Source organism: Rhodopseudomonas sp. BAL398, from assembly GCF_033001325.1.
Classification (GTDB): domain Bacteria; phylum Pseudomonadota; class Alphaproteobacteria; order Rhizobiales; family Xanthobacteraceae; genus JARJEH01.
The window spans coordinates 4,605,518-4,630,853 of sequence record NZ_CP133111.1; the positions used below are offsets into that span (position 1 = coordinate 4,605,518).

Below are 25,336 nucleotides of genomic sequence, written 5' to 3' on the forward strand. Positions count from 1 at the left end.
TCACTTTCCCTTCTTTGCGTATTTCAGGCTTTCCAGATGGTCGCAAAACCGCAAATCCGCTTTGGCGATCAGGCCCTTGTAGAAGCGCTTCTGGCTTCTGCCAGACTTGTCGCCGGCCACGAGCAAGATTGCGTTTCTCTCCGGGTCGAAGGCGAAGGCTGCTCGCCATTCGCCATCGGCCGCCTCGAACCGCAACTCCTTCATATTGGCGTGTCTGGACCCCTTGAGCGTGTCGGCGTGGGGCCGGCCAAGCTGTGGGCCGAAATCGGCAAGCAGCTTGGCGGCGGCAAATAGTGCGACACGGACGTCACGCTCTATGGTCAGAACCTCATCCTCGAAGGCGGAATGCAATCTGACTTCCCAAGTCATATAGCCTCCAAGCTATGCGAGGTCAATGGAGAGCTGGGCCGCATCAGTTGCCGCCTTCAGCTACGCCCGCCTGGCGCAGCAGGTCGCCAAGACTGGCCCCGCCGATGCGGCAGCGTGCAACAACGCGATCGAAGGAGCGGACCCGGCCGCCGCGACCGCGTTCGGATATGCATACGATCTCACGTTGGAGAGCCAGGCGTTCGAGTACCGCTTTGGCCGCGGGACCATGAGGCGCGTTCAACTCCGGGGCATTGAAATCAGCGAGGCGAACCTCGATCCACGCATTTGGATCGGCGGTCTGGCCAACACACAGGCCGTCGCCGTCGCCGACATAGCGCACGGTCCCGGCGAAGGTGGCACCTGGTCGGGACGGAAGCCTGCCTTCACATGGGTCTGCGTGGGTCGGCACCGCCGTGCCGATGGCCATCGCAGCGCCAGCAATCAACATAGCCCGCACGCTCAGGCCGCCTTTTTCAGCGCGCCGCTGCTTTTCTTTTTAGTCAGCAATACCCGGGCGAATTTGTCCCATTTTGCCATGGCTGCGCGCTTCTCCGGCATGTAGTTCCACCGATCGTAGCTCTTGGAGCTAACATCTTGCAGCGTGTGGTTTTGCAGGCGGTCCCGGATCTCCTTAGACAGGCCAGCTTTGCCAGCCAGCGTCTTCCATGTCCGCCGCAGATCGCGATTGGTCACGAAAGGGATGACCTCGCGGTCCCGCTGGCGCCACATGAACGAATAGAGCGTGCCGTGGCTGACTGGCTTAGACGGGTCGGTTGCCGAGGGGAAGAACCAGCCATGAGCGTTGGGTGTGATTGACTCGATGAGCTCCGCGGCGATTGTCGGCACTGGGATCGCGTGGGGCTTCCCGTTTTTAGTCTTCGACCAGTCGATGACGCGTTCTTTCGCGTCCCACTGATCGACGTGCAGTCGGGCGATCTCTTCCACGCGCTGCCCCGTCAACATCAGAATCCTGACCGCGCGGGTATATGGCGGATGCACCGGAGTGTCCGGGCATTCGAGCCAGCGATAGAGACGGAGGAATTCATCTTCGTCCAACCAGCGCGTTCCGACTTTCTTAGGTTCCGTCGGTATGCCTGCAGCAGGATTATAAACCAGGCGGAAGCGGCGCGCTGAGTTTGAGCGGTAATCGTGCTCTGATTTTAGGCCCCAGCTAAAAGCGGATCGAATATAGCTTCGGACATGGTCCGCCATCGAGCGCTTGCCGCGCTCATAGATGGGGCGGATGATGGCGGTGATCTCATCCGGTTCGATGTCACGGGCAGGGCGGTTACGCCCCAGCGTATCCGCGATCTTGTTGAGGCCCTTTTCCGCCTCTTTCCAGGACGATTTTTCCGCATCCCTGAGGTAAGCGACGTAGGCCTCGAAGAGATCGGCGACGGTTCCAGGCCGCGTATCGCCGGCGATCTTGATGCTGCGGCCCTTCTGGATCATGTCTGCGAAATCGCGGTTGAACATCTCCCGCGCCTTGCTGAGTGGCATCGAAGGATATGATCCGAGCTTCTTCTTGATGCGCTTCTGATCCCGCCACTGCTGAGCCATCCAGTCCGCGGTCACCCGGGTCGGCATGGGCTTCATCACGAGCACGAGGCGTCCCGTTCCGTGGCCTTCGCCGTCGACGAGGCTGACCTGTTTTCCGGTCTGTTCCACTTCCTTCAGGGCGCGGCGTATTTCTCCATCGGTAAGGCTTGGCACTGGGGTTCTCCATCGGCTTCCAAGTGGGGTCGCTCGACGGATTTGTGGGGTCGGCGACTGGGGTCAAAAAGGGCTTCGATCCCCCTAAAACCGACCCCAATATGCCATGATATCCGACTCTACGACAACCCCAAAAAACCTTGTGAATCAGCGGTATCGTGCGTGATCAAGCGTGATCAAAAGTGGTGAGTGGGATGGTTGTGCACCAGGATGATCGCGGTGGCGGAGAGTTCGAGCCCGCGCTTGACGATTTCGCGGGGATAGACCGGCGTATGGTCCACCGTGCCGACCTGCTGCAATTCGTCGGCGATCAGCTGGTTGCGCTTGTCGAGAAACAGCATGCGAAACTGCTCCCTGTCGGCGAAGGCCATGGTGGTGCGGCAGTAGTCGATCACCGCGGCCCATGACGACAACAGGGTGCGGCTCTTGAGCTGTCCCTTCGCCACCCGCCCGGCGGCCGCCGCGATCAGCTTCAGCTCGGTAATCGCCGCCTCGCCAAGCCCCGCAACTTCGCGCAGCCGGGTCTCGGAGGCGTGCACCACCTCGGCGAAGGAGCCGAACTTGCCGATCAGGGTCTTGGCCAGCGGCTTGACGTCGCGCCGCGGCAGCGCGCGGAACAGCACCATCTCCAGCAGCTCGTAGTCGCTGAGCGCGTCGGCGCCGGCCTCGCGAAATCGCTCCCGCAGCCGTTCACGATGGCCATGATAATGCGGGGCGTCGGCGAAACCGGCCAGGCCGGCGGGCTCATCAGTCTTTGCGGGCATCGCGGCGACACCGTTGAGAGAGACCCCAACCATGCCGCGCCCACCGTCATTTGCAACCGGGATTTATCGAAGTTTTGATGATGGCCGCTCAACGCCGGGCACTGCGATGCCCCACCATTAGCTCGTCATTCCGGGGCGCGAGGGCGCAAGCCCGAGTGAACCCGGAATCTTGCAAACCATGCCGCCGTCCGTTTCATGCCGCTCTGACGTTTTACAATGGCGCGAGATTCCGGGTTCACTCGCAGCTGACGCTGCGCGCGCCCCGGAATGACGCGACGCTGGATTTGTCGAGGCGCGATTGATCCGAGGGCTTCGCCGGCGTCGCAGGCCTCGGTGAACGCACTCAATCCGCGGTCGGCAGCCGGCGCATGGTGAATTCGATTTCGTCGCCGGGCAATTCCCGCCAGTTCTCGACGCCGCTCATATAGGCGGCCTTGGGGTAGCTGTGCAGGAAATCCCGGGCCTTGGCGCGGGCCGCGGCGCGCGGCAGCCGAAAGGTCTCGCGCAGAAAGCCGTCGGCCGGCTGGCGTGGCGTCTTGCGGTCCGCCATCCGGTCCGCCAGATCGCGTGGGCGATTAACCATTGTGGATACTCCGATACGCTGACAACGGTAATATACAATTGTCCGGGAACGAATCCCCCGGCTTCGGCTTGAGTTCCAGTTCCCTGCTTCGCGTTCTGTTGAGTCCAGTCCTGGAGTAATTTCATGGCCCCCCGCGCCAATTGGAAGGGCTTTTTGCGCCTTTCGCTCGTCACTTGCCCGGTGGCGCTGTATCCGGCCACCTCGGATTCGGAAAAAATCAGTTTCAACCAGATCAACCGCAACACCGGCCACAGGATCAAATACCTCAAGGTCGATGCCGAGACCGGTGAGGAGGTCGAGGCCGATGATATCATCAAGGGCTACAAGGTCGATACCGATACTTATATCGAAGTATCGGCTGACGAACTGGATAGCATCGCACTGGAATCCACCCATACGATCGATATCGACCAGTTCGTACCGCGGTCGGAAATCGACGACCTCTATCTGATCAGGCCCTATTACATCGTGCCGGACGGCAAGGTCGGCCACGACGCCTATGCGGTGATCAGGGAGACCATCCGCCAGATGGACAAGGTGGCGCTGGCGCGGGTGGTGCTGACCAATCGCGAGCATGTGATCGCGCTGGAAGCCCGCGACAACGGGCTGATGGGCAATCTGCTGCGCTATCCCTATGAGGTGCGCGATGCCGCCGAATATTTCGACGACATTCAGGACGTCAAGATCACCAAGGACATGCTCGACCTGGCCAAACATATCGTCGAGCAGAAATCCGGCCATTTCACGCCGGACAAATTCGAGGATCATTACGAAGCCGCGCTGACCGAGCTGATCAATCACAAGCGCAATGGCGAGACGATCGCGGCGGCGCCGCGGCCGCGCGGCGACAATGTCGTCGACCTGATGGATGCGCTCAAGCGCAGCCTGTCCGGCGGCAAGCCGGACGGCTCGAAACCCGGGGCTGGCAAATCGTCATCGACCAAACCGGGCGCGAGCAAATCCGCCGCGACCAAGTCGGCGGCGAAATCGACAGCCAAAACCCCGAAGGGCAGAAAGCGAAAGACCGCGGCCGGGCAAAAGGAAATGCTGCTGCCGATCAGCGGCAGCAAGGCATCGAAGGCCGAAACCGCCAAGAAGCCGGCGCGACATGCCGCCAAGGCCCGCAAGGCCGGATGAAATCCCGCGCGGCCATCTGGCGGCGCGAGCATCCGGTTGACAAACTTGTTCCTGCGATTATATTCCTAGCCGTCCTGTCCGTGAGGGGCGCTTCTCGAGGGCGCTTGTGAAGCGGGACAGAGCAGCGGCGCGGAGCGATCCGGGCCAATGCTGGCCACGGCGGGATTCGTCCCGTCGGGTCGATGCGGCGTCCCGCGCGCGTGGCTCGCAACCACGTCCCGGGAGGCCCTGGGTCGCCGTCCGGCTCCACTAAGAGAGCCTGCCACTTGCTAGTTGGCTGGACGCGGCACAGGCGAAGGGCGGGAAACCGCCTGGATCAAGCGGTGCAACGGCATCGCGCCTGCGCCCGGAAGCACGGTCCTGGGGCCCAAAATCGCCGCGAAATGCCAGGCTGGTTCGCCGGCCTGCGGGGCGCGCCGCAAGGCGATACGCGATTGGCCCATAAGCCGATCGCGAAGCTCCAAACTCGCGCCGCGCGGCGCGCCCCCGCCCCTCATCGGGGCGGCGTTGTTGGCAAGGCTCGGGCGCGGATGCGTCGCGAGACTGCGAACCCATGATCCGCCGTGGCTGTTTGACATTCGAATCCGTCGCCGTCAGCACACGCCGCCGCGCGCCGTCATCCCGAGGCGCCTCAGAGTCTGACCCAAAAGAAACCACTCAAATCAAGCCTGGTGCGTCATTGCGAGCCGAGGCCGGCGCGGTGCGCCGTCCGACAGCGAAGCAATCCAGCGGCGCCAAGCAAGGACTGGATTGCTTCGTCGCAAGAGCTCCTCGCAATGACGACCGGGACGGAGAGGCGGCCGACACAGACACGGCGAACATTGATGGCCGTCAGCAGGAGGACCGCCGGTCAGGATGGGGCGCCAACGCGCAGCCGGCCGGCGAACAGAGGCTCAGCCGGAGACCGGCGGCTTGTCGAGATTGTTGGGCGACAGCGTGAAGATCTCGACGCCGGTTTCGGTGACGCCGACCGAATGCTCGAACTGCGCCGACAGCGAGCGGTCCCGCGTCACCGCGGTCCAGCCGTCGGACAGGATCTTCACATAGGGTTTGCCGAGATTGATCATCGGCTCGATGGTGAACAGCATTCCGGGCTTCAGCACCACGCCCTGGCCGGGGCTGCCGACATGGATGATGTTGGGCTCGTCATGAAAGATGCGGCCGAGCCCGTGGCCGCAGAAATCGCGCACCACGCTCATCTGCTGCGGTTCGACGAAGCTCTGGATGGCGTGGCCGATGTCGCCGGTGGTGGCGCCGGGCTTGACCGCGGCGATGCCGCGCATCAGCGATTCATAGGTGACGTCGATCAGCCGCTCCGATTTGCGCGCGATCGGGCCGACCGCATACATCCGGCTGGAATCGCCGTACCAGCCGTCGACGATGAAGGTGACGTCGACATTGACGATGTCGCCTTCCTTCAGCGGCCGGTCGCCCGGCATGCCGTGGCAGACCACATGGTTGATCGAGGTGCAGGTCGAATAGCGATAGCCGCGATACATCAGCGTGGCGGGGTAGGCGTCGTGGCTGAAGGCGAAGTCGCGCACGAAGTCGTCGATCTTCGAGGTCGGCACGCCCACCTTGACGATGTCGACCAGCGCGTCGAGGCAGCGCGCCACCAATTGCCCGGCCTTGCGCATGCCGGCAAAGGCCGCGGGGCCGTGCAGCTTGATCTGGCCTGTTTTACGCAGGGAGGTCTGTTCGGAGGCTTCGACGTAGCTCATTGGACGGTCTGCTTCGGCGCAAAGGGGTGATTTGAGCCCCCAATTTAGTGATCGCGGCGGCCCGTGCAAGCTAAAGCGCCGGTTAGCCGCCCTGCGCGGCGCCGAAACTGGTCAATTTTGCTCAAGGACGAAGATTTCGACCGGCCATGCGCGATGAATCCGCGTCAGCTCGTCTGCCGCTCGCGATTGCCTCGGTCGCGCTCGCCCGCGACGTCTCGGCGGAATCCTGGCTTGTGCCGGATTGGCGTGGTGTGGCGAATGAGGTTGGCGATGTGCGGGCGCACCGATAAGAATTCCCCAACAATGATTTGAAGGATTGCGAAACATCAATGGGGTCACTGGATCTAGTCAGCATAGCGATCCTGCTCGGCGCGGTTCTGGTGATGGCGGGAATCCTGTCGAGCCTGCTGGCGCTGCGCTTCGGCGCGCCGCTGCTGCTGGTGTTCCTCGCGGTCGGCATGATCGCCGGCGATTCCGGCCCCGGCGGCCTGCAGTTCAACGATGTCCACACCACCTATCTGGTCGGCTCGGTGGCGCTGGCGCTGATCCTGTTCGATGGCGGGCTGAAGACCCGGTTCCAGACGATCCGCGCGGTGCTGGCGCCCTCGGTGGCGCTGGCGACCATCGGCGTGCTGCTGACCGCGCTGATCACCGCGCCGGTGGCCAAATATGCGCTCGACCTGAATTGGACCGAAGCGCTGCTGGCGGGCGCCGTGGTGGCCTCGACCGACGCCGCCGCGGTGTTTCTGCTGGTTCACTCCCAGGGCCTGCGGCTGCGGCCGCGCGTCGGCGCCACGCTGGAAGTCGAATCCGGCACCAATGATCCGTTCGCCGTGTTCCTGACGCTGATGCTGGTCGAGTTGATCTCGATCGGCGAGAGTTCGATCCTGCATGTCGGCTTGGAATTCTTCCGCCAGGCGATTCTTGGCGCCGTCATCGGCTTCGTCGGCGGTCGGTTGGTGGTGCTGGCGCTCAATCGGGTCGCGTTGCCGCAGGGGCTGCACGCGCCATTCGTCGCCACCGCGGCGCTGGTGATCTTCGGCGCCGCGCAGATGTCGCACGGGTCGGGATTCCTCGCGGTCTATCTCGCCGGCATCATCATCGGCAACAGGCCGACCCGCGCGCATAATTCGGTGGTGGCGTTTCTCGACGCCGCCACCTGGCTGGCGCAGATCGTGATGTTCGTGCTGCTGGGATTGCTGGTCTCGCCGCAGCGGCTGTTCTCCAGCATCGGGCCGGCGGTGCTGGTGGCGCTGATGCTGATGCTGGTGGCGAGGCCGGTGGCGGTGTTCATCTGCCTGGCGCCATTCCGTTTCAACTGGCGCGAACGGCTGTTCATCGCCTGGGTCGGCCTGCGCGGCGCGGTCGCGATCTTCCTGGCGTCGATCCCGATGCTGGTGGGGCTGACCAAGGCCTATCTGTATTTCGACGTCGCCTTCGTGGTGGTCTTCACCTCGCTGCTGCTGCAGGGCTGGACGCTGGCATCCGCGGCGCGTCGCCTGCATGTGGCGTTGCCGCGCTCCGATCGCGGCCCGCGCCGGGTCGAGCTCGACCTGCCGGGGCAGCTCGAACAGCAATTGGTCGGCTATGAGGTGCGGCCGAAATCGCTGTTTCTACGCCGCAGCCTGCTGCCGTCCTGGTCAAAGCCGACATTGGTGATCCGCGATCAACGGATCCTGTCGCATGCCGAGGCCGAGCCGGTTATGGCCGGCGACTATGTCTATCTGCTGGCGCCGCCCGAAAAGGCCGAGGCGCTGGACCGGTTCTTTGTCGACATGCCGCCGACCTCGGCGCCCGACCCGCATCTGCTCGGCGATTTCGTGGTGTCGGGCGAGATCACGCTCGGCGATCTCGCGGCGATCTATGGCGTGTCGATCGAGCCGGGGGAGGCGGCGCTGACCCTGGCCGATTATTTCGACCTTCACCTCGATCGCGCGCCGAAAGCGGGCGCCACCCTGCCGCTGGATTCGATCGTCCTGGTGGCGCGCAGCATCGGCGGCGCCCGCGTTAACGTGGTCGGGCTGCGGCTGCCGGAAGACGAGGAAGACGCTCCGCCGCCGACGAGGTTCGAGCGGATCAAGCGCAAGCTCAAGAAGATCTGGTCGTCGCTGATCGGGCTGTGAGCGTGGCGGCGATCACGGCGCGTTCAGCACCGCGCGGCACGCCGCCGGCAATTGCGCCAGCGTGATTTGCGGCCGCGGCTTCGGCGGAGTTTTGGGCGGCTTGGGATGCAGCACCCGGTCGCTGAACCAATAGGCCAGATCGCGGGCGCTGCAGCCCTCGCTGTCCGAGGGCGGTGGCTGCGAAATGCAGCCGGGGCTGCCGGCCGGGCATTTGATCCGGATGTGGAAGTGATAATCATGGCCATACATCGGCCGCACCTTGGCGAGCCAGCTGCGGTCGCCCTTAGCCTCGCGGCACAGCGCCTTCTTGATCGCCGCATTGACGAAGATCCGCTCCACCGCCGGCTCCTGCGCGGCGGCGCGGATCACCTGCAGATGGCTCGGGGTCCAGCTGTGGGGATCGATGTCGAGGCGGTCGCGCCGGACCATCATCACCGCCGACATCTCCTCGCGCTCGTTGCGCGACAATGGCCGGTTCGGCATCGGCGTCAGCCAGACGTCGGCATCGAGCCCGACCTGATGGCTAGCGTGGCCGGAAATCATCGGGCCGCCGCGCGGCTGCGCCATGTCGCCGACCAGAATGCCCGGCCATCCGGCGCGGTCATGGGCCTTGCGCGACAGCCGCTCCAACAGCGCCACCATCTCCGGATGCGCCCAATTGCGATTGCGCGACAGCCGCATCACCTGCCAGGTGGCGCCGTTGATCGGAAGCGCTTCGCCGCCGGCCAGGCAGCCCTTGGCATAAAAGCCGACCGCCTGCGCCGGAGCCGATGACGGCATGGTCACGCGGCCAAACAGCTCCTTGGCCGCAAGGCTGGGATCCTCGGGATTGGCCAGAGGCGGCAGCATCCTGGGATGCATTGTTCCCTTGTCCTGCGCCAATGCGGCCGTCGGCCCGACAACAGCGGCGGGCAACAGCAGCAAAGCAAGAATCACGCGCAGGATCATCGTCAATCTATAGCGCAGGATGCCGGCAAAATCAGCCGGTGCGACGACGCTCACCGTCTCGACATTGCGCGCCGGCGCGCGGGGATGATTCGCACCGATCGATTGAGGCGACCAGACCCATGGCGTTCACACCTCTCAGCGTGAAACCAAGGTAAGTATGGTAAGCAGTCACTAACCTTGTCGGGGGATGCGTGACTTTTTTGCCGCGCCGCGCTGTTTGCCCAGAAAACAAGCCGGTCTCGCGGACCGCAATGTTATTTCAAGTTCCAGCCCGCGCCCCATGCTTGCATCGCCCGGAACGCTCGCGCGATATGTGTGGATTTGCGCCTCCCAAACAGGCAGCTGTGTTCCTGGCGGCCTCGGTTGCGAACCCGGGCGCGGCGCTCTTTCATTTTTTTTTCAGACACTTACCCCACAACGAACGTGGGATGAGTGGGGCGGGTTATGCGGAAGGGGCGGTCACAGCCAAAGAAGTTGCAGAAAAGGGCGGCGCGGATTCGGCCGACCCCGCGCGGCCGGCCGATCAAGGCCGACCCGAAACTGCTCACCGCAGCGCGGCCGCCGACCCCGCAGGCCGGCGTCATCCGTCGCGAGCGCGCCGCCGCCGACGCCGCGATTGCCGAAGCGCGCAAGTCGCATGAGCGGTTGCGCGAAGCCATCGAGATCCTGCCGCAGGGTATCGTGTTCCTCGACGCCGAGGGCCATTATATCCTGTGGAACAAGCGTTACGCTGAAATCTACCATCGCAGCGCCGATCTGTTCGGCCCCCACGCCAGGATCCAGGACACCATCCGGATCGGCGTCGAACGCGGCGACTACCCCGAAGCCACGGGTCGTGAAGAAGAATGGATCGCCGAGCGGGTCGCCAGGATGTTTCATCCGGGCGAGCGCCACGAGCAGGTGCTGGCCGATGGCCGCTGCATCCAGATCGAGGAGCGGGTCACCACCGATGGCGGCGTCATCGGCCTGCGGGTCGATATCACCGAGTTGAAGCAGCGCGAGGCGTCGTTCCGCCTGATGTTCGACAGCAATCCGGTGCCGATGATCGTCTGCGGGCTCGAGGATGAACGGATCCTCGCCGTCAACGACGCGGCGGTCGAGCATTACGGCTATTCGGTCTCCGAATTCACCACGCTCACGGTCAGGCGGCTGCAGGCCTTCGAAACCGAATTGCCCTGGGCCGAGGATCAGACCAGTGAAGATCGCGCCGCGCGGACCTGGAAGCACGTCAAGGCCGATGGCTCCTTGATCGATCTGGCGGTCTATTCGCGCCAGCTGGTCTATGAAGACAAGCCCGCCGTGCTGCTGGCGCTGATGGACATCACCGAACGCAAGCGCGCCGAGATGCGACTCGCCTTCATGGCCCAGCATGACGAGCTGACCGGGCTGCCGAACCGCAACTCGCTGCGCAAGCGCCTCGACGACATGCTGATTCAAACAAGGCGCGGGTCGGACAAGATCGCGGTGCTGTTTCTCGGCATCGATAATTTCAAGGCCGTCAACGACACGCTGGGCCATGCGGTCGGCGACCATTTGCTGCGCAGCGTGGCGCGGCGATTGCGCTCCACGCTGCGCGAAGAGGATCCGCTTGCTCGCCTGAACTCCGACGAATTTGCCATCGTGCAGGGCGGCATCGGCCGGCCCGAAGACGTCATTCTGTTGGCCAAACGATTGCTGCACGCGGTCGCCGAGCCGTATCTTCTGGAAGGTCAATCGGTCGTGATCGGCGCCAGCATCGGCATCGCGGTCGCGCCCGGCGACGGCGATGATTCGGAAAAGCTGCTGATGAACGCCGACATGGCGCTGACGCGGGCGAAGATCGATTCGCGGGGCACCTTCAGTTTCTTCGAGCCGGGGATGGATGCCCGCGCGCAATCCCGCCGCAAGATCGAAACCGAATTGCGCTTTGCGATTCAAAACGAGGTGTTGCGGCCGTATTACCAGCCGCTGATCGGCCTGTCCGATGGCCGGATCACCGGATGCGAGGCGCTGGTGCGCTGGCCCGATCCGGAGCGCGGCATGATCTCACCGGCGGAATTCATCCCGGTGGCCGAGGACACCGGGCTGATCAATGCGCTCGGCGCCCAGATCCTGCGATCCGCCTGCATGGATGCCGCGAACTGGCCCGATGACGTCCGGGTCGCGGTCAATCTGTCGCCGCTGCAGTTCCGGGGCGGCAATTTGTTGTCGGTGGTGATGGATGTGCTGAAGCAATCGGACCTGCCGCCGCGCCGGCTCGAGCTCGAGATCACCGAGACGCTGCTGCTCGAAAAGAGCAGCCAGGTGCTGGCGACGCTGCATGCGCTGCGGGCGCTGGGGGTGCGGATCTCGATGGACGATTTCGGCACCGGCTATTCGTCCCTGAGCTATCTGCGCAGCTTTCCATTCGACAAGATCAAGATCGACCAGTCGTTCGTTCGCGACCTGTGCGGCAATCGCGAATCGCAGGCGATCGTCCGATCGATCATCAGCCTCGGCATGGGGCTTGGCGTCACCATCACCGCCGAGGGCGTCGAAACCGAATCCGAACTGAGTTGGCTGCGCGCCGAAGGCTGCCACGAAGCGCAGGGATTTTTGTTCAGCCAGGCTCGGCCCAACGTGGAAATCGCCGATCTGCTGGGTTTGCAGAGCAGCACGACCAGCGCGCCCGATGCGGCGCGTCCCAGCTCCACCCGCGTCGCCTGAGACGGACGATGGCGGCGCGCGCCGTTCAGGCCACCCGTTCCATCGGCAGACGGCGCGGGTCGCCGGATTGCGTCGGTTCGCCCGCGCTCACGCCGTCAGCGACAAGCCGCGCTTGCTTGTCAGGCGCTTCGGGAACGCGCGGCGCGGTTTCGATCGCAAGATGCGGATCGATCGGGCTTGCGATATCCCCGAGCGGCTTTTGCTTATCGGCCCAATGCAGCTTGGTGTAGTCGAAGCCGCCGTCGATGGTCGGCTTGACGATCTGGAAATAGGGCGAGATGTCGAAATCGCGCGGCATGTAGAGCGACGAATGGCGAATATGCAGGATTTCGCGGCGCGCCTTGCGGCTGCCCGCGCGGGTGATCTTCGGCAGGATGGGATAGCGTACGGCGTCGAACGCCTGGGCGATCAGCGCCGAGCAGATGATTTTGGTCGGGTCCCCGGAGCCGATCGCGATCATGCGGCGGCGCCAGCGCTGCGGCACCGGCAACGGAATCAGGAAGCGCATCAGGTCGAGGATGTTCTTGGTGTCGTAACCGAAGCCGATCCGGTTGATGGCATAGCGGCACACGGTGTGGCGATCCTCAAAGGACAGCCCGACCGGCCGGCAGACCCTGGTATGATAGGGGAAATATTTCGACAGCGCCGATGAGGTGACACCTTCGCCGATATTGGCCTCGATCAGCACATGCGGTTCGCCGTCCGGCTCGGCCGCGCCGTCGATCGGTCCGACATAGAGTGCGCCATGCGACCAGGTCGACTGCGTGAGATATTTGATGATGCCGGCGATCCGGCTGTTGCCTTCCACCAGCAGGACATCCCCGGGCTCCATCATCTTGCGCAGATGGTCGGGATCGCTCGGCGTGAACGGCTCGTAGCCCGGCACCTCCTTTTGAAGATAGCCGGCCAGCACCTTTCCGACCGTGTCGAGCACCAGACCCATGATGGTTGTTCCTTTGCGACCGTTCCGGCCGTCATGCTGTTGGATTATGTTGGGAAGCCGTTGCAATTTGGTTCATTGGCTGGATTCGCGGGTCACGATTGGTTCACCATGACGGTTGCGGCCAGCGGGCCATTGCGGCACATTTCGAATGTCTTTGAACGCGGGCGCCCTGCGGAGCTCGCGTTCGGCGTCGTGCCTGGTCGGCCGTACATTTGCGATCGAAGCTGATCATGTTCGGATATGGATTTCCGTGCCCGGACGCAGCCGCGACAGCGAGGCGGATTCTCAACGAGGCACCGCAGCTTTGCCTTCGTCATAATTTTCGGAAAACATGACATGACCATTTCACGCCGCGCATTCCTGACGGCGTCCGCGGGCCTCGCTTTGACGCCGATATTTGGCAGCCACGCCCGCGCCGTGCCGGTGCCCCGCGAGGCCGATGTCGTGGTGATCGGCGCCGGCGCGGCCGGCATCGCCGCGGCGCGACGGATCATGGCGGCGGGCCGCAAGGTGATCGTCATCGAGGCCGCCGGACAGGTCGGCGGCCGATGCCTGACCGACGCCGCCAGCTTCGCGGTGCCGTTCGAGCGCGGCGCGCGCTGGCTGTACAATCCCGACAGCAATCCGATGATCAAGCTGGCGCGTTCGGTCGGGCTGGATGTGGCGCCGGCACCGCCGGGGCAGCGCGTCAGGATCGGCCGCCGCTACGCCCGCGCCGGAGAAACCGAGGATCTTCTGGCGACCTTGGTCCGCGCCAACCGTGCGATTGGCGATGCGGCGCGCGGCCGGGCCGACGTCGCTTGCGCGGCGGCGCTGCCCGCGGATCTGGGAAACTGGGCCGCGACCGTCGAATTCCTGCTCGGTCCCTTCGCCGCCGGCAAGGACCTGAAAGATCTGTCGGCGATGGACCAGATCCACGCGCAGGACCGCACCGCTTTGATCGCGTGCCGCCAGGGTCTGGGAACGCTGCTTGCCAAGCTCGCCGAGCCGCTGCCGGTGGCGCTGTCGACGCCGGCTTCGCGAATCGTGTGGGGCGGCCGCGAGGTCAGCGTCGAGACCCCGGCCGGCACGATTTCGGCGCGCGCGGTGATCGTTACCGTCTCGACCAATGTGCTCAGGTCGGGGGCGATCAAATTCACTCCGGAATTGCCGAAACGTCAGATCGACGCGGCGACAAAGCTCAGCCTCGGCAGCTTCGATCGCATTGCGCTGCAATTGGCCGGCGATCCGCTCGGACTGTCCAAGGACGAGGTGATGATCGAGCAGAGCAGCGGCCCGCGGACCGCGGCGCTGTTTGCCAATATCGGCGATTCCTCGCTGTGTACGCTCGACGTCGCCGGCGGCTTCGGCCGCGATCTGTCGGCCCAGGGCGAGCCGGCGATGCGGGCCTTTGCGGTCGAATGGCTCACCAAGCTGTTCGGCAGCGACGTGGCGAAATCAATCGAAGCCAGCAGTGCGACGCGCTGGAACGCGGCGCCCTTCGTGCTCGGCGCAATGTCGGCGGCGTCGCCCGGCGGGCAGCCGTCGCGCAAGGTGTTGACAGAGCCGCTCGGCAGCCTGTTTCTGGCCGGCGAGGCCGCGCATGAAACGCAGTGGGGCACCGTCGATGGCGCCTGGGATTCCGGCGAGCGCACCGCCGAGGCCGCGCTGAAGCGGATCGGCACCGCAAAAGCCGAGGTGCCCGCCGCGGCGCGGCGTCGTCGCCGCGCGCCGCGCAGGACATCCAAGCCCAAAACCCAGACCAGAACCCGATAGGCGCGCAACGCAGGTCTGCTCTTTCGGTCATTGGCGGTATCGGCGAGGCTGCCGGCTTTTCATCCTCTCCGGCCTCGGCTAAACCGCCGCGATGAACCGGAACGGACTTTTCATCGCGCTCGGGATTGCCGCGGTGGTCGGGCTTTTGTTCGGGATATTTCCCGGTCTCGACCTGCGCTTGGCCTCATTGTTTTACGATCCGGTCGCCAAGGACTTTCCGGCCTCGGCCATCCCGCTGCTGAAATTCGCCCGTGACGCCGCGATGTGGATTGCCTGGGCATTCGCCGCGCCGTCGATCATTGCGCTCATTGCCAAGCTGATCTGGCCACGCCGTCCGCTTCTGGTTGGCGGTCGCAAGATGATCTTCATCGTGTTCACCATCACGATGACGGCGGGCATTCTCACCAACGCGATTTTCAAGAGCCATTGGGGGCGGCCGCGCCCGGTGGCGACGGCGGAATTCGGCGGCCCCTGGGCGTTCAAGCCGTATTGGGACCCCAGCGGCGCCTGCCCACGCAATTGTTCGTTCTTCTCCGGCGAGGCCGGCACCGCGTTCTGGACCTACGCCCCCGCCGCATTGGCGCCGCCGGCGTGGCGGGCGATCGCCTATGGGGCGGCAACATTGTTCGGGCTCGGCACCGGCGTGCTGCGCATGAGTTTCGGTGGCCATTATGCCAGCGACGTGCTGATCGCCGGCATCGTCGCTTTCCTGGTGGTGTGGTTCAGCTACGCCGCGTTGTTTCGCTGGCGGACATTGGGGTGGACCGACGAGGGGATCGACCGCTGGATGCGCCGGCGCGGAATCGCAGCCCGGCTGTGGTGGAAACGCTTGCACGACCGGGTGTCGGGCGATCTGGCGCGGCCCGATCACGGTGGCGTGCCGCGGTCGTTCTGGTGGCTGCTGGCGGCACTGGCGGGACTGACGGCGTTTCGCATTGTCGCGCTGAAATTTTCGGTGGTCGATCTGTTCTTCGACGAGTCGCAATATTGGGCCTGGGCGCAGGCGCCGGCGTTCGGCTATTTCTCCAAGCCGCCGCTGCTGGCCTGGCTGATCGCCGCCACCACAGACGTATGCGGCAATGGCGAAGCCTGTATCCGCTCGGCATCGCCGGTCTTCTATCTGGCAACCTCGCTGGTGACCTATGTCATCGCGCTGCGGCTCTATGGCGCGCGCACGGCGTTCTGGGCCGGGATCTGCATCGCCTTGGCTCCCGGGCTGGTGTTTTCGGCGCGGATCATTTCGACCGATGTGCCGCTGCTATTGTGCTGGGCGGTGGCGCTGCTGGCCTATGTCCGGCTGCTCGACCGGCCGGACTGGCGCTGGTCGGCGGTGCTGGGCCTGGCGCTGGGATTCGGGCTGCTGGCGAAATATGCGATGGCCTATTTCCTGCTCGGCACCCTCGCCGCGGCCTTCGTCGATCCGCGGGCACGCGCGCTGTTACGGCACCGGCTGTGGTGGATCGCCGTGGCTATCGGGCTGCTGCTGCTGTTGCCGAATCTGATCTGGGTCGCGACCCACGATTTCGTGACGCTGCAGCATGTCGAGGCCAATATCGATGGTGCGGCGGGGATCGACTTCAGGCCGATCAAGGCGGTGAATTTCCTCGCCAGCCAGTTCGCGGTGTTCGGGCCGATCGTTTTCGCGGCATTTGTGCTGACGCTGCTGCGGCGCAGAGCGATCCCGCTGCAGCCGGCCGATCGCATCATGATCGTGTTCGCGTTGCCGCCTTTGGTTCTGGTGGCGGGCAACGCGATTATCAACCACGCCAACGCCAATTGGGCGGCGCCGTCGGCGATCTCGGTCACCATCGTGGCGATCGCGATCCTGGTGCGGCGGCATGAATCGCGCTGGCTGCGGGCCACCGTGGCGATCGGGCTGGCGCTGCAGATCCTGCTGCCAATCACCGACGGCCTGGCCAACAAGATCAGCCTGCCGTTCATCGCCAAGCCCGACATCTATGCCCGCACCATGGGGTGGCGCGGACTGGCCGCCGGTGTCGTCGCTGCCGCCAAGGCCAATGGCGTTGCCGCGATCGTGGCCGACAAGCGCGACGTGCTGGCGTCGCTGATCTATTACAGCCGCGATTCGGGGATTCCGGTTCTGTCATGGTCCCGCAGCGACGTTCCGGCCGATCAGTTCGACCTCGACCGGCCGCTGATCCCGGCGACACCGGGGCCATTGCTCTATGTCAGCAGCTGTCCGCCGTTGGAAAGCCTGGCACAGCATTATCGCGTCGTCGAACGGCTGCCGGAGATCCGATCGGCGACCGGACGGCATTCGGAGCGGGGGGTGGCGGTCTTCAAGCTGTCCGAAAGCCTCGGCAACGCCGCGCCGCTGCCGCCTTGCAGCGGCTAGGTCGGATGACCGATCGGGGAATCGGTGGCCTGATCTAGTCTATTGTTAGAGCATGGCTTTTACCGAATATCGGGATTCGCTTTGCGCGATCGCGCGGGAAATCGATGGGCGCCGCGGCTTGCAAGGCCGGCGGTTCGCCCTATAGTCCGGCGCGAATTCCGCCGGGCATTCCGATCCGGCCGCGCCGTCGAACGGTCGCGATCCCCGGACCGAAGCGCCATTCAAGAGCCATTTCATGAGCTTGACCAAAGTCAAAAGCTCGTCCTTGCCTGTTCGGCGGACGCGACGCGACGATTGATCGTCGCGCCGAGGCCGCAAAACCGACCCAGCCGATTGGAAGTTTCATGAGCACGATTCTGAAAAGCCTACCCAAAGGGGAAAACGTCGGCATCGCTTTTTCGGGCGGGCTCGATACCAGCGCGGCGCTGCTGTGGATGAAGCAGAAGGGCGCCCGCGTGTTTGCCTATACGGCCAATCTCGGGCAGCCCGACGAATCCGACTACGACGAGATTCCGCGCAAGGCGATGGAGTTCGGCGCCGCGAAGGCCCGTCTGGTCGATTGTCGCGCGCAGCTGGTGCACGAAGGTATCGCGGCGATCCAATCGGGCGCGTTCCACATCTCGACCGGCGGCATTGCGTATTTCAACACCACGCCGCTCGGCCGCGCCGTCACCGGCACGATGCTGGTTTCGGCGATGAAGGAAGACGGCGTCAATGTCTGGGGCGACGGCTCGACCTACAAGGGCAATGATATCGAACGTTTCTACCGCTACGGGCTGCTGACCAATCCGGAGCTGCGGATCTACAAGCCCTGGCTCGATCAGCAGTTCATCGACGAATTGGGCGGCCGCGCGGAAATGTCGGCGTTCATGACCGCCAACGGCTTCGCCTATAAGATGAGCTCGGAAAAGGCCTATTCGACCGACAGCAATCTGCTCGGCGCCACCCATGAGGCCAAGGATCTCGAACAGCTCGACTGCGGCATCACCATCGTCAACCCGATCATGGGCGTGCCGTTTTGGCGCGACGATTGTGCGGTCAAGGCCGAGAAGGTCAGCGTGCGCTTCGTCGACGGTCAGCCCGTCGCGCTCAACGGTCAGAGCTTTTCCGATCCGGTGGCGCTGCTGCTCGAGGCCAACGCCATCGGCGGCCGCCATGGCCTCGGCATGAGCGATCAGATCGAGAACCGGATCATCGAGGCCAAGAGCCGCGGCATCTATGAAGCGCCCGGCATGGCGCTTTTGCACATCGCCTATGAGCGCCTCGTCACCGGCATCCACAACGAGGATACCATCGAGCAATACCGGATCAGCGGCATGCGGCTCGGCCGCCTGCTGTATCAGGGGCGTTGGTTCGATTCCCAGGCCTTGATGCTGCGCGAGACCGCGCAGCGCTGGGTGGCGCGCGCCATCACCGGCGAGGTGGCGCTGGAACTGCGCCGCGGCAACGACTACTCGATCCTCAACACCCAAAGCCCCAATTTGACCTATGCGCCGGAGCGGCTCAGCATGGAGAAGGTCAAGGATGCGCCGTTCACGCCGGAAGACCGGATCGGCCAGCTGACCATGCGCAACCTCGACATCACCGACACCCGCGCCAAGCTGGATCTCTACGCCCAGATCGGCCTGCTGTCGGCCGGTGAGGGCTCCCACATTCCGAAGCTGGAAAACGACAAGGGCTGAGGCGAATTCCCGCAGTCACGGGAGGCGAAAGGTATATTCGAGAAAATATATCTTGAAAAATAGATATTGACCTGTTTCGCTCCGTTAGGTATCTTTTTTTCAGGATATCTAGCGCGGAGGATGGGTCGTGGCGCCGGAAAAGCTCAAGCGTCATTATGGCAGTCCGGTTTCCGGCGCATCCTACTGGCCGCGCCCGGAACTCACCGACCCGATCGTCGGCTCGTTGCGTGCGGGCGAGAGCGTCAAGCTGTTCGGGTTGCGGCGGACGGGCAAATCCAGCGTCATGCTCGCGGTCGAGGAGGCGCTCAAAGCGCACGGGCTGAAGCCGGTCTATATCGATGTTCAAGGGCACGATCGGATCGACAAATTGCTCACAGCGCTGTTAAGCGCGCTGCCTCAATCTGACGCTGTCCAGAAAATCTCGCGCGCGCTGTCGCCGGCTCGATTCAGTCAGGTCGTCGAGCTGGTCAATGTGATTCGCGGCAAGAGCGCCGAGGGACCGGCTTCACCCACAGCCGTGCTGCAGCAGGTCGAACTCGTCAGGGGAGATCTCACCAAAGTTCTGGCGCAGCAGAACGGGTCGGTCGTTCTGATGATCGACGAACTGCCGTTCCTGATCGACAACATGCTGAAACGCGGCGTCAAGGATGCCGACGTCAATGCCTTCCTGGCGACCTTGCGGTCCTGGCGGCAAGACGGTCGGGTGCCGATGCTGCTGTCCGGCTCGATGGGATTGTCCTGGCTGATCCGCGAACGCGGAATCGCCCGCGAGCACTTCAATGATCTGGTCAAAAGCAACACGCCCCCGCCGTTGCGGGACGACGACGCACGCGCCATGTTGAAGGCCCTGGCGACGGAGGAAAACTGCGATTGGCTGACGCCCGCGATCGTCGATGTGGTGTTTGAGGAACTCGCCGTCGCCTATCCGAGCTTCATTCAGTTCGCATTCGGCCGCCTCAAGGACCACAAGGCAGTGTCCGTCGACGACGTCCGGAGGATCTTCGCCGACCACATCCGGCCGAGCCTCGACGAGGACTTCTATGCGCAGTTCGACACCCGAATGAACCGTTTCGAGACCGCCGACAAGGCGATGGCGCGCGATGTGCTGCGCTGCATAGCCAAGGCCGGCGATGCACCCGCAAGTCTCGCCGATATCGCTCAGGTGCTCGGCAGCCATGCGGCGACCGACCGCGACGATATCATCCCCATGCTGGCCGAAGACGGCTTCGTCAGCGTCGACACCCGCGATCAGAGCGTGCGCTTCGGCTCACCGCTGGTCCGCACCTGGTGGCAATCCAAACCCTATCGGCGGTGACGGCGTGGCATTCCTGAAGGCTTTCAATCCGCACGAACTTTCCGCGGGCACGGTCCGCGGCGTCGTCACCGGCCGCGAAGACCCGCTCGGCCGAATTGTCTCCATCGTCCGTGCCAATCTGGACGCACCGACGCCTCAGCATGTCATCGTCAGCGCGCCGCGCGGCTATGGCAAGAGCTTCTTTCTGCGCTACGTGGAGGTCGAGCTCGATCAGTTGGCCCGCGCTGAAGGCCTCCCGGTCGCGATGGCGTTGCTGCCGGAAGAACTCCCGCATGTGAAGGAGCCGGAGACCCTGCTGGCCGAAATCCGCCGCACCTTTCTTGGCCTGCCCGCCGATACGATCGGTGTCAGTTGGGTGGAGGACGATGGACAGTCATGGGACCACGAAGTGGCCTGGCTCGATGCCGCCATTGCCGAGCGATTCGGCGGGAAGCCTGGATTGCTGGTGGCAGCGGTGGAGAATTTCGACCTTCTGCTGAAGAAGGCGTTCGCCAAGCCGGTGCAGGCGGCGCGGCTGCGCGAATGGCTGACCCGACGCGGCAATCGCCTGATGCTGATCGCCGCCAGCGCCCGCGGCGCATTCGACCGCGACTACGATCGCCCGTTGTTCAAAGCATTCGAAGAGATGTCGTTCGAGCCGTGGACGATCGACCAATCGCTGGCGTTCTTTCGGTCGCAGCGGGCGGCTGCCGGCAAGGCCCCGCTGACCGAGACCCAGGCCGCGCGAGCAAAGGCTGTTGCGACTTTCATCGGCGGCACGCCGCGGCTGGCGACGCTGATCGGCGAAGCCCTGTTGGAAGACGACCCGTTGGGCGCGGCGGATCTGCTGGAGAAACTGGTCGACGAACTGACGCCCTACTACAAGGAGCGCATCGAGGTGCTGCCCTCGCGCTCGCAAGCGCTGCTCGATGCGTTACTGCGCGGTGGCGAGAACTGTTCGGCGACCGAGCTGGCACGACGGGTCGGCGCGCCGAGCCAGCCGGCGATCGCCGCGGCGCTCGACGAATTGAAGAAAGACCTGCTGGTGACCGGCGCCAAAGCCCCCGATAGCGCCGAAGTTCTGCTGCGCGTCACCGACCGCGTCTTCGCGCACTATTACCGCAAGCGCATCCTCAGCCACGGGCTGGAGACCTGCCCGCTCGAAGCGCTGGTGGATCTGCTGGCGGTGATCTATTCGCCCGAGGAAAAAAAGCGCGAGGCTGCCAAGCTGGCTGCGCGGGGCTTGGCGCGCGAGGCGCAGGTGTTCGAGCGATTGTGGGCGGCGGATCAATCGCGAGTGGAGAGACGTGCTCGCGACGAAACGACGATCGACAAAGCCGACGAGTTTGCAGAACTGATCACGGCTTTTAGAAGCGCGGCCGACGCGGCGCGCTATTCGGAGGGATTGGCGATTTTGGACCAAGCCCTTGCCTTGGCGACAGCAACGCCTGACACGGCGAAACAAGCCAGGGCACTACAGCGTCGCGCCTGGACCCTCGGGGAACTCGGGCGCCACGACGAGGCGCTCGCCACCGCGCGTGAGGCGGCGGTCAAGGCCGAGAGCGCCGGTGATATTCGCGAGCAGGCTGCGGCACTCCGGCATGCGGCATGGAACCTTGGGCAACTCGGGCGCCACGACGAGGCGCTTACTGCTGCGCGCGAAGCTGTGGTCAAGGCCGAGAGCGCCGGTGACAATCGCGAGCAGGCTGAGACACTCCGGCATGCGGCATGGAACCTTGGGCGCCTCGGGCGCCACGACGAAGCGATTGCGACCGCGCGCCAAGCTGCCGCGAAGGCCGATAGCGCCGGTGATATTGGCGAGCAGGCTAGGGCACTCCGGTTCGCGGCATGGAGCCTTGAGGGACTCGGTCGTCACGACGAGGCGCTCGCCACCGCGCGCGAGGCAGCGGCGAAGGCCGAGAGTGCCGGTGATAGTCGCGAGCAGGCAGGGGCACTCCTAGAAGCGGCATGGAATTTGATGCAACTCGGGCGCCGCGACGAGGCGATTGCCATCGCCCGCGAAGCAGCGGCACTCGCGGAGAAGGTCTCGGATCGCGAGCTCTCGCTTGCCGTCGCACGAACCCTTCTCCAGATGAGGCCGGGTGATGCTGACATTGATCTCGCCTACCGATCCTACGAGTACGTGATTGAGGGTGGCGACGCCGACGATCCAGGCTTGTACTTTGATGATATCGCGGATGTTGCTACCCGGACGTCGAGCTGGCCGAGGCTCATCGCCATGTTGGCAAGCCGTCCCGTTGTGGCTGAGACGATTAATCAATCATCGGTTTTCATTGGCCATTCGGGGGGCGTCGTCGCACGGGCGCTGCTAAACGGCGAACGAGAAGACGCCCTGACGATGGCGCGCCACGTCGTTTCCGCGCTGGCCCAGGCGATCGAGGCCGCATCCGATCCGCGCCCGGCCGGGCTTTGGTCAGCGATACTCGCAGCCTCGGCTGAAGCGATCACGACAGCGGTCGCGGAGGCCGCGTTTCTGAGTGAGATCGCCGATATTCTCGCCGCGCATGCGTCGGTTCCGGTCCGTGCCACCTCGCTGCTGGCGGCTGCGGCGGCCTATCATGCGGGTGGTCGAGACTCCGCGGCGCTAGCGCGGCTCGATCCCGACCTCGCGACGACATTAATGGTGGTGTTTCCGCCGGACAGCGCAAAGCAGTCGGAGCCGCGTCGGCGAAAACCCCGGGCGAAACGACCGAGCAGGAGGTAGGCAAGAGGGCGGCACGGCTAGAAGACGGCGGTCATTGCCCGCCTCTATAATCCAGTTGTCATGTGCCGCGACCAGACTAGCGGCACCAGCCGTCGCGATGGCCGCCGTGATAGGCGCGGGCGAAGCCGCCGGCCAGCAGGGCGTCGGAGACATTCGGCGTCTGCTTGGTGGCGGCGTCGGCGACGACGCGGCCCTGATATTTGTCGGGGCCGATATTGAAGATCGTCACCTCGCCCTGATCGAGCAGGCCGCGCAGCGCCGCGCTGGCCGCCTCCGCTCCCTGCAATTCGCGCGCGCAATGCGCCTTCAATTCCGGCGCATCGATGCCGCGCAGCCGCACCCGCGTCGTCATGTCGAGACCGGGCCACAAATGCACCCGGGCCTCGAAGGTGTCGCCGTCGATGGTGCGCAGTACCTCGACCGGATGGCGGATGCCCGGATTTCCCGCGCGCCGCCAGATCGCGTCGCTGTCATCGGCGGATCGGGAGGGGTGCGCCGTGCCGGTCAGCGCGCCGCGCCAATCCGGCCAGTGCCGTGCCGGCAGCATGGTCCCGGCCGCCACGCCCACAACGAACACCCAGGGCAGCGCCGCCGCCCATCGCCCTCGCCAGGGACGATAGGGGGCGCGTGCCGCGTTTGTTCTGGAATATGGGTACATATTCCTAATATAACCTGAGTCGCGACGCGGCGCAAGCCCTAATTGCAATCACAGGTTGTAGTGCGCGTGCCTGTTTCGCCGAAGCTCAAAAGTCCGACGCAATGCCCTTGGTCTCCCAATCGCCATAGCGGGTCGGCTCCGGCCCCTTTGGTCCCTGGAATTCCATGGCGCGCGACGCCTCATGCTTGGCGGCCTCGGCGCGGCGCGCCTCGGCCTCGGCGAGCGCGCGCTTGGCGGCTTCGGGCAGCGGCTTGCGCGAGGGTTCGGGGCGAGGAAGCGGCGACGGATCATTTGTCATGGTCGAAATTCCAGTCACGAATTGACGTATCATGAATTGGCTTGGCACCGATCGCAGCCGGTGATGCACGCTCGCTGCGAGTACGATGGAACGTGGTCAGCGATTCTTACATTTGGCATATTCGCATGTCACCAATAGGGATGCCGCGACGATTGGCGGCGCACCAATCAACATCCTTTCAGTTGTGATACTCTCACCTCATGCCAGCTCAAAGATTCGCCTTGCCCCCCGAGGTGCCCGGCCTCGCCGCGCGCCGAATCGCCGCCGATATTCTTGACGGTGTTTTGCACAAGCGCCGGACCTTGGACGACCAGCTCGAAGGCTCGGGCGCGCATCCCGGGCTGAAGACTCTGTCGGATCGCGACCGCGCCTTGATGCGCCGGCTGGTCGCCACCATCCTGCGGCGGCTGGGAACGCTGGGCCATGTGCTGTCGCGGCTGCTCGATCGTGGCGTGCCGACCGACGCGCCGCGGGCGCAAAGTGCTTTGTTGATCGGCGCCGCGCAGATCCTGTGGATGGATGTGCCCGATCATGCGGCGGTCGACCTGTCGGTGCGGCTGGTGCAATCGGACCGCCGCGCCGCCAAATATGCCGGCCTGGTCAATGCCGTGCTGCGCCGCTGCGCGCGCGAAGGCCAGCCACTGATCGACGAAGTGCAGGCGCAGACGCTCGACGTGCCGCCATGGCTGATGGCGCGCTGGACCACGCATTATGGCGAGACCACCGCGCGGGCGATCGCGCTGGCGCTCAGCGTCGAGCCCTCGCTGGATCTGACGGTGAAGTCGGAAGCCCACGCATGGGCGGCGCGGCTGCATGGCGAAGTGCTGCCGACCGGAACCGTGCGCACTCTGCTGCAAGGCCCGATCACCATGCTGCCGGGCTTCGAGGATGGTCAATGGTGGGTGCAGGACGCCGCCGCCGCCTTGCCGGCCCAATTGTTCGGCAACCTCAAAGGCAAGACCATCGTCGATCTCTGCGCCGCGCCGGGCGGCAAGACCGCGCAGCTCGCACAGGCCGGCGCCGACGTCACCGCGATCGACCGCTCGCCGAATCGGGTGGCGCGGTTGCGCGAAAACCTGGCGCGGCTGTCGCTCGAGGTGCGCACCGCGGTCGCCGATGCCACCGAGTGGCAAAGCGAGCAGGGCGATGCCGGGTTTGACTGCGTGTTGATCGATGCGCCCTGCGCCTCCACCGGTACCATCAGGCGGCATCCGGATGTGGCGTGGCTCAAGCGTGAGGACGATATCGGGGCGTTGTCGGCGTTACAGCGGCGGCTGCTGCAAAAGGCGGCGTCGCTGCTGAAGCCGGGCGGAACCCTGGTCTATTGCACCTGTTCGCTGGAACCCGAGGAGGGCGAGCAGGCCATCGCGGCGCTGTTGGCGGCGGACGCCAGCATGCGGCGCGTCCCGATCGACGCCGCCGAAGTCGCCGGCCTTACCGACATCATCACCCCGGACGGCGATCTGCGCACGCTGCCCTGCCACCTGCCGCATGCCGACCCGCGGCTCGGCGGCTTCGATGGATTTTTTGCCTCCAGACTCACCAAGTCCTTGTAAAACAAAGATAGATTCGATCGGCGAAG

General features: G+C 64.5%; 19 protein-coding genes. 10 read left to right on the forward strand and 9 right to left on the reverse strand.

Features of this window, described 5'->3' with window-relative positions; genetic code table 11:
• Positions 1-369, reverse strand: a complete 369-nt coding sequence (locus RBJ75_RS21730) for a type II toxin-antitoxin system RelE/ParE family toxin (RefSeq protein ID WP_044412696.1) — start codon at positions 367-369, stop codon at positions 1-3.
• A 25-nt stretch (positions 370-394) separates the two neighbouring features.
• On the opposite strand from RBJ75_RS21730, the gene RBJ75_RS21735 reads away from it, so the two are divergent.
• Positions 395-931, forward strand: a complete 537-nt coding sequence (locus RBJ75_RS21735; RefSeq protein WP_160297942.1) for a hypothetical protein — start codon at positions 395-397, stop codon at positions 929-931.
• Here the strand turns inward: RBJ75_RS21735 and RBJ75_RS21740 are convergent.
• From RBJ75_RS21740 to RBJ75_RS21750, 3 genes are all read right to left on the reverse strand, one after another.
• Positions 829-2,082, reverse strand: a complete 1,254-nt coding sequence (locus RBJ75_RS21740; RefSeq protein ID WP_044412701.1) for a tyrosine-type recombinase/integrase — start codon at positions 2,080-2,082, stop codon at positions 829-831. The two genes, RBJ75_RS21735 and RBJ75_RS21740, sit on opposite strands and share 103 nt — an antisense overlap.
• A gap of 176 nt (positions 2,083-2,258) precedes the next feature.
• Entirely contained in the window at positions 2,259-2,846 is a 588-nt protein-coding gene (locus RBJ75_RS21745; protein ID WP_044412707.1) for a RadC family protein, read from the reverse strand.
• Positions 2,847-3,189: 343 nt separating this feature from the next.
• Complete coding sequence (locus tag RBJ75_RS21750; RefSeq protein ID WP_044412703.1) at positions 3,190-3,429, reverse strand: hypothetical protein; 240 nt, start codon at positions 3,427-3,429, stop codon at positions 3,190-3,192.
• Positions 3,430-3,552: 123 nt separating this feature from the next.
• On the opposite strand from RBJ75_RS21750, the gene RBJ75_RS21755 reads away from it, so the two are divergent.
• On the forward strand, positions 3,553-4,566 hold the full coding sequence (locus RBJ75_RS21755) for a Ku protein (protein WP_044412704.1): 1,014 nt from the start codon (positions 3,553-3,555) through the stop codon (positions 4,564-4,566).
• A gap of 893 nt (positions 4,567-5,459) precedes the next feature.
• Here the strand turns inward: RBJ75_RS21755 and map are convergent.
• Positions 5,460-6,287 carry a type I methionyl aminopeptidase gene (gene map, locus RBJ75_RS21760; RefSeq protein WP_044417105.1) on the reverse strand — a complete coding sequence of 276 codons (828 nt, stop codon included), beginning with the start codon at positions 6,285-6,287 and terminating at the stop codon, positions 5,460-5,462.
• A 329-nt stretch (positions 6,288-6,616) separates the two neighbouring features.
• Between map and RBJ75_RS21765 the strand changes: the two genes are divergently transcribed.
• A complete protein-coding gene (locus RBJ75_RS21765; protein WP_044417107.1) occupies positions 6,617-8,410 on the forward strand; it encodes a potassium/proton antiporter in 1,794 nt (597 codons plus the stop codon).
• 12 nt (positions 8,411-8,422) lie between these two features.
• Here RBJ75_RS21765 and mepA read toward each other — a convergent pair whose 3' ends face one another.
• Positions 8,423-9,358 carry a penicillin-insensitive murein endopeptidase gene (gene mepA, locus RBJ75_RS21770; protein ID WP_044417109.1) on the reverse strand — a complete coding sequence of 312 codons (936 nt, stop codon included), beginning with the start codon at positions 9,356-9,358 and terminating at the stop codon, positions 8,423-8,425.
• A gap of 444 nt (positions 9,359-9,802) precedes the next feature.
• Here mepA and RBJ75_RS21775 point away from each other — a divergent pair, with 444 nt between their 5' ends.
• On the forward strand, positions 9,803-12,043 hold the full coding sequence (locus RBJ75_RS21775; protein WP_044411611.1) for a putative bifunctional diguanylate cyclase/phosphodiesterase: 2,241 nt from the start codon (positions 9,803-9,805) through the stop codon (positions 12,041-12,043).
• Between the two features lie 25 nt (positions 12,044-12,068).
• On the opposite strand, the gene RBJ75_RS21780 is transcribed toward RBJ75_RS21775, so the two are convergent.
• Entirely contained in the window at positions 12,069-12,986 is a 918-nt protein-coding gene (locus RBJ75_RS21780) for a lipo-like protein (RefSeq protein WP_044411609.1), read from the reverse strand.
• A gap of 336 nt (positions 12,987-13,322) precedes the next feature.
• Here RBJ75_RS21780 and RBJ75_RS21785 point away from each other — a divergent pair, with 336 nt between their 5' ends.
• The 5 genes from RBJ75_RS21785 to RBJ75_RS21805 all read left to right on the forward strand — a co-directional run bounded on the left by RBJ75_RS21785 (position 13,323) and on the right by RBJ75_RS21805 (position 22,798).
• Positions 13,323-14,741 carry a flavin monoamine oxidase family protein gene (locus RBJ75_RS21785; RefSeq protein ID WP_044411606.1) on the forward strand — a complete coding sequence of 473 codons (1,419 nt, stop codon included), beginning with the start codon at positions 13,323-13,325 and terminating at the stop codon, positions 14,739-14,741.
• A 91-nt stretch (positions 14,742-14,832) separates the two neighbouring features.
• Positions 14,833-17,097 carry a glycosyltransferase family 39 protein gene (locus RBJ75_RS21790; protein ID WP_052628935.1) on the forward strand — a complete coding sequence of 755 codons (2,265 nt, stop codon included), beginning with the start codon at positions 14,833-14,835 and terminating at the stop codon, positions 17,095-17,097.
• 344 nt (positions 17,098-17,441) lie between these two features.
• Positions 17,442-18,779 (forward strand): argininosuccinate synthase, encoded by a 1,338-nt coding sequence (gene argG / locus RBJ75_RS21795; RefSeq protein ID WP_044411600.1) that lies wholly within the window; start codon positions 17,442-17,444, stop codon positions 18,777-18,779.
• A 127-nt stretch (positions 18,780-18,906) separates the two neighbouring features.
• A complete protein-coding gene (locus RBJ75_RS21800) occupies positions 18,907-20,094 on the forward strand; it encodes a hypothetical protein (RefSeq protein ID WP_276156331.1) in 1,188 nt (395 codons plus the stop codon).
• Positions 20,095-20,098: 4 nt separating this feature from the next.
• Entirely contained in the window at positions 20,099-22,798 is a 2,700-nt protein-coding gene (locus tag RBJ75_RS21805; RefSeq protein ID WP_044414114.1) for a tetratricopeptide repeat protein, read from the forward strand.
• 76 nt (positions 22,799-22,874) lie between these two features.
• Here the strand turns inward: RBJ75_RS21805 and RBJ75_RS21810 are convergent, their stop codons facing one another.
• Together RBJ75_RS21810 and RBJ75_RS21815 are read right to left on the reverse strand one after the other, a co-directional pair.
• Complete coding sequence (locus RBJ75_RS21810; RefSeq protein ID WP_080901108.1) at positions 22,875-23,456, reverse strand: thermonuclease family protein; 582 nt, start codon at positions 23,454-23,456, stop codon at positions 22,875-22,877.
• Positions 23,457-23,541: 85 nt separating this feature from the next.
• Positions 23,542-23,754, reverse strand: coding sequence for a DUF1674 domain-containing protein (locus tag RBJ75_RS21815; protein ID WP_044414108.1), 213 nt, complete (start codon positions 23,752-23,754; stop codon positions 23,542-23,544).
• A gap of 200 nt (positions 23,755-23,954) precedes the next feature.
• Here RBJ75_RS21815 and RBJ75_RS21820 point away from each other — a divergent pair, with 200 nt between their 5' ends.
• A complete protein-coding gene (locus RBJ75_RS21820; RefSeq protein WP_044414105.1) occupies positions 23,955-25,310 on the forward strand; it encodes an RsmB/NOP family class I SAM-dependent RNA methyltransferase in 1,356 nt (451 codons plus the stop codon).
• Positions 25,311-25,336 lie beyond the last annotated feature (26 nt).

Coding starts and splice junctions, on each gene's coding strand:
- RBJ75_RS21730 (WP_044412696.1), bottom strand. CDS start 369: ATGACTTGGGAAGTCAGATTGCATTCCGCCTTCGAGGATGAGGTTCTG.
- RBJ75_RS21735 (WP_160297942.1), top strand. CDS start 395: ATGGAGAGCTGGGCCGCATCAGTTGCCGCCTTCAGCTACGCCCGCCTG.
- RBJ75_RS21775 (WP_044411611.1), top strand. CDS start 9,803: ATGCGGAAGGGGCGGTCACAGCCAAAGAAGTTGCAGAAAAGGGCGGCG.
- RBJ75_RS21765 (WP_044417107.1), top strand. CDS start 6,617: ATGGGGTCACTGGATCTAGTCAGCATAGCGATCCTGCTCGGCGCGGTT.
- RBJ75_RS21745 (WP_044412707.1), bottom strand. CDS start 2,846: ATGCCCGCAAAGACTGATGAGCCCGCCGGCCTGGCCGGTTTCGCCGAC.
- map (WP_044417105.1), bottom strand. CDS start 6,287: ATGAGCTACGTCGAAGCCTCCGAACAGACCTCCCTGCGTAAAACAGGC.
- RBJ75_RS21750 (WP_044412703.1), bottom strand. CDS start 3,429: ATGGTTAATCGCCCACGCGATCTGGCGGACCGGATGGCGGACCGCAAG.
- RBJ75_RS21785 (WP_044411606.1), top strand. CDS start 13,323: ATGACCATTTCACGCCGCGCATTCCTGACGGCGTCCGCGGGCCTCGCT.
- RBJ75_RS21790 (WP_052628935.1), top strand. CDS start 14,833: ATGAACCGGAACGGACTTTTCATCGCGCTCGGGATTGCCGCGGTGGTC.
- RBJ75_RS21815 (WP_044414108.1), bottom strand. CDS start 23,754: ATGACAAATGATCCGTCGCCGCTTCCTCGCCCCGAACCCTCGCGCAAG.
- RBJ75_RS21755 (WP_044412704.1), top strand. CDS start 3,553: ATGGCCCCCCGCGCCAATTGGAAGGGCTTTTTGCGCCTTTCGCTCGTC.
- RBJ75_RS21810 (WP_080901108.1), bottom strand. CDS start 23,456: ATGTACCCATATTCCAGAACAAACGCGGCACGCGCCCCCTATCGTCCC.
- argG (WP_044411600.1), top strand. CDS start 17,442: ATGAGCACGATTCTGAAAAGCCTACCCAAAGGGGAAAACGTCGGCATC.
- mepA (WP_044417109.1), bottom strand. CDS start 9,358: ATGATCCTGCGCGTGATTCTTGCTTTGCTGCTGTTGCCCGCCGCTGTT.
- RBJ75_RS21820 (WP_044414105.1), top strand. CDS start 23,955: ATGCCAGCTCAAAGATTCGCCTTGCCCCCCGAGGTGCCCGGCCTCGCC.
- RBJ75_RS21780 (WP_044411609.1), bottom strand. CDS start 12,986: ATGGGTCTGGTGCTCGACACGGTCGGAAAGGTGCTGGCCGGCTATCTT.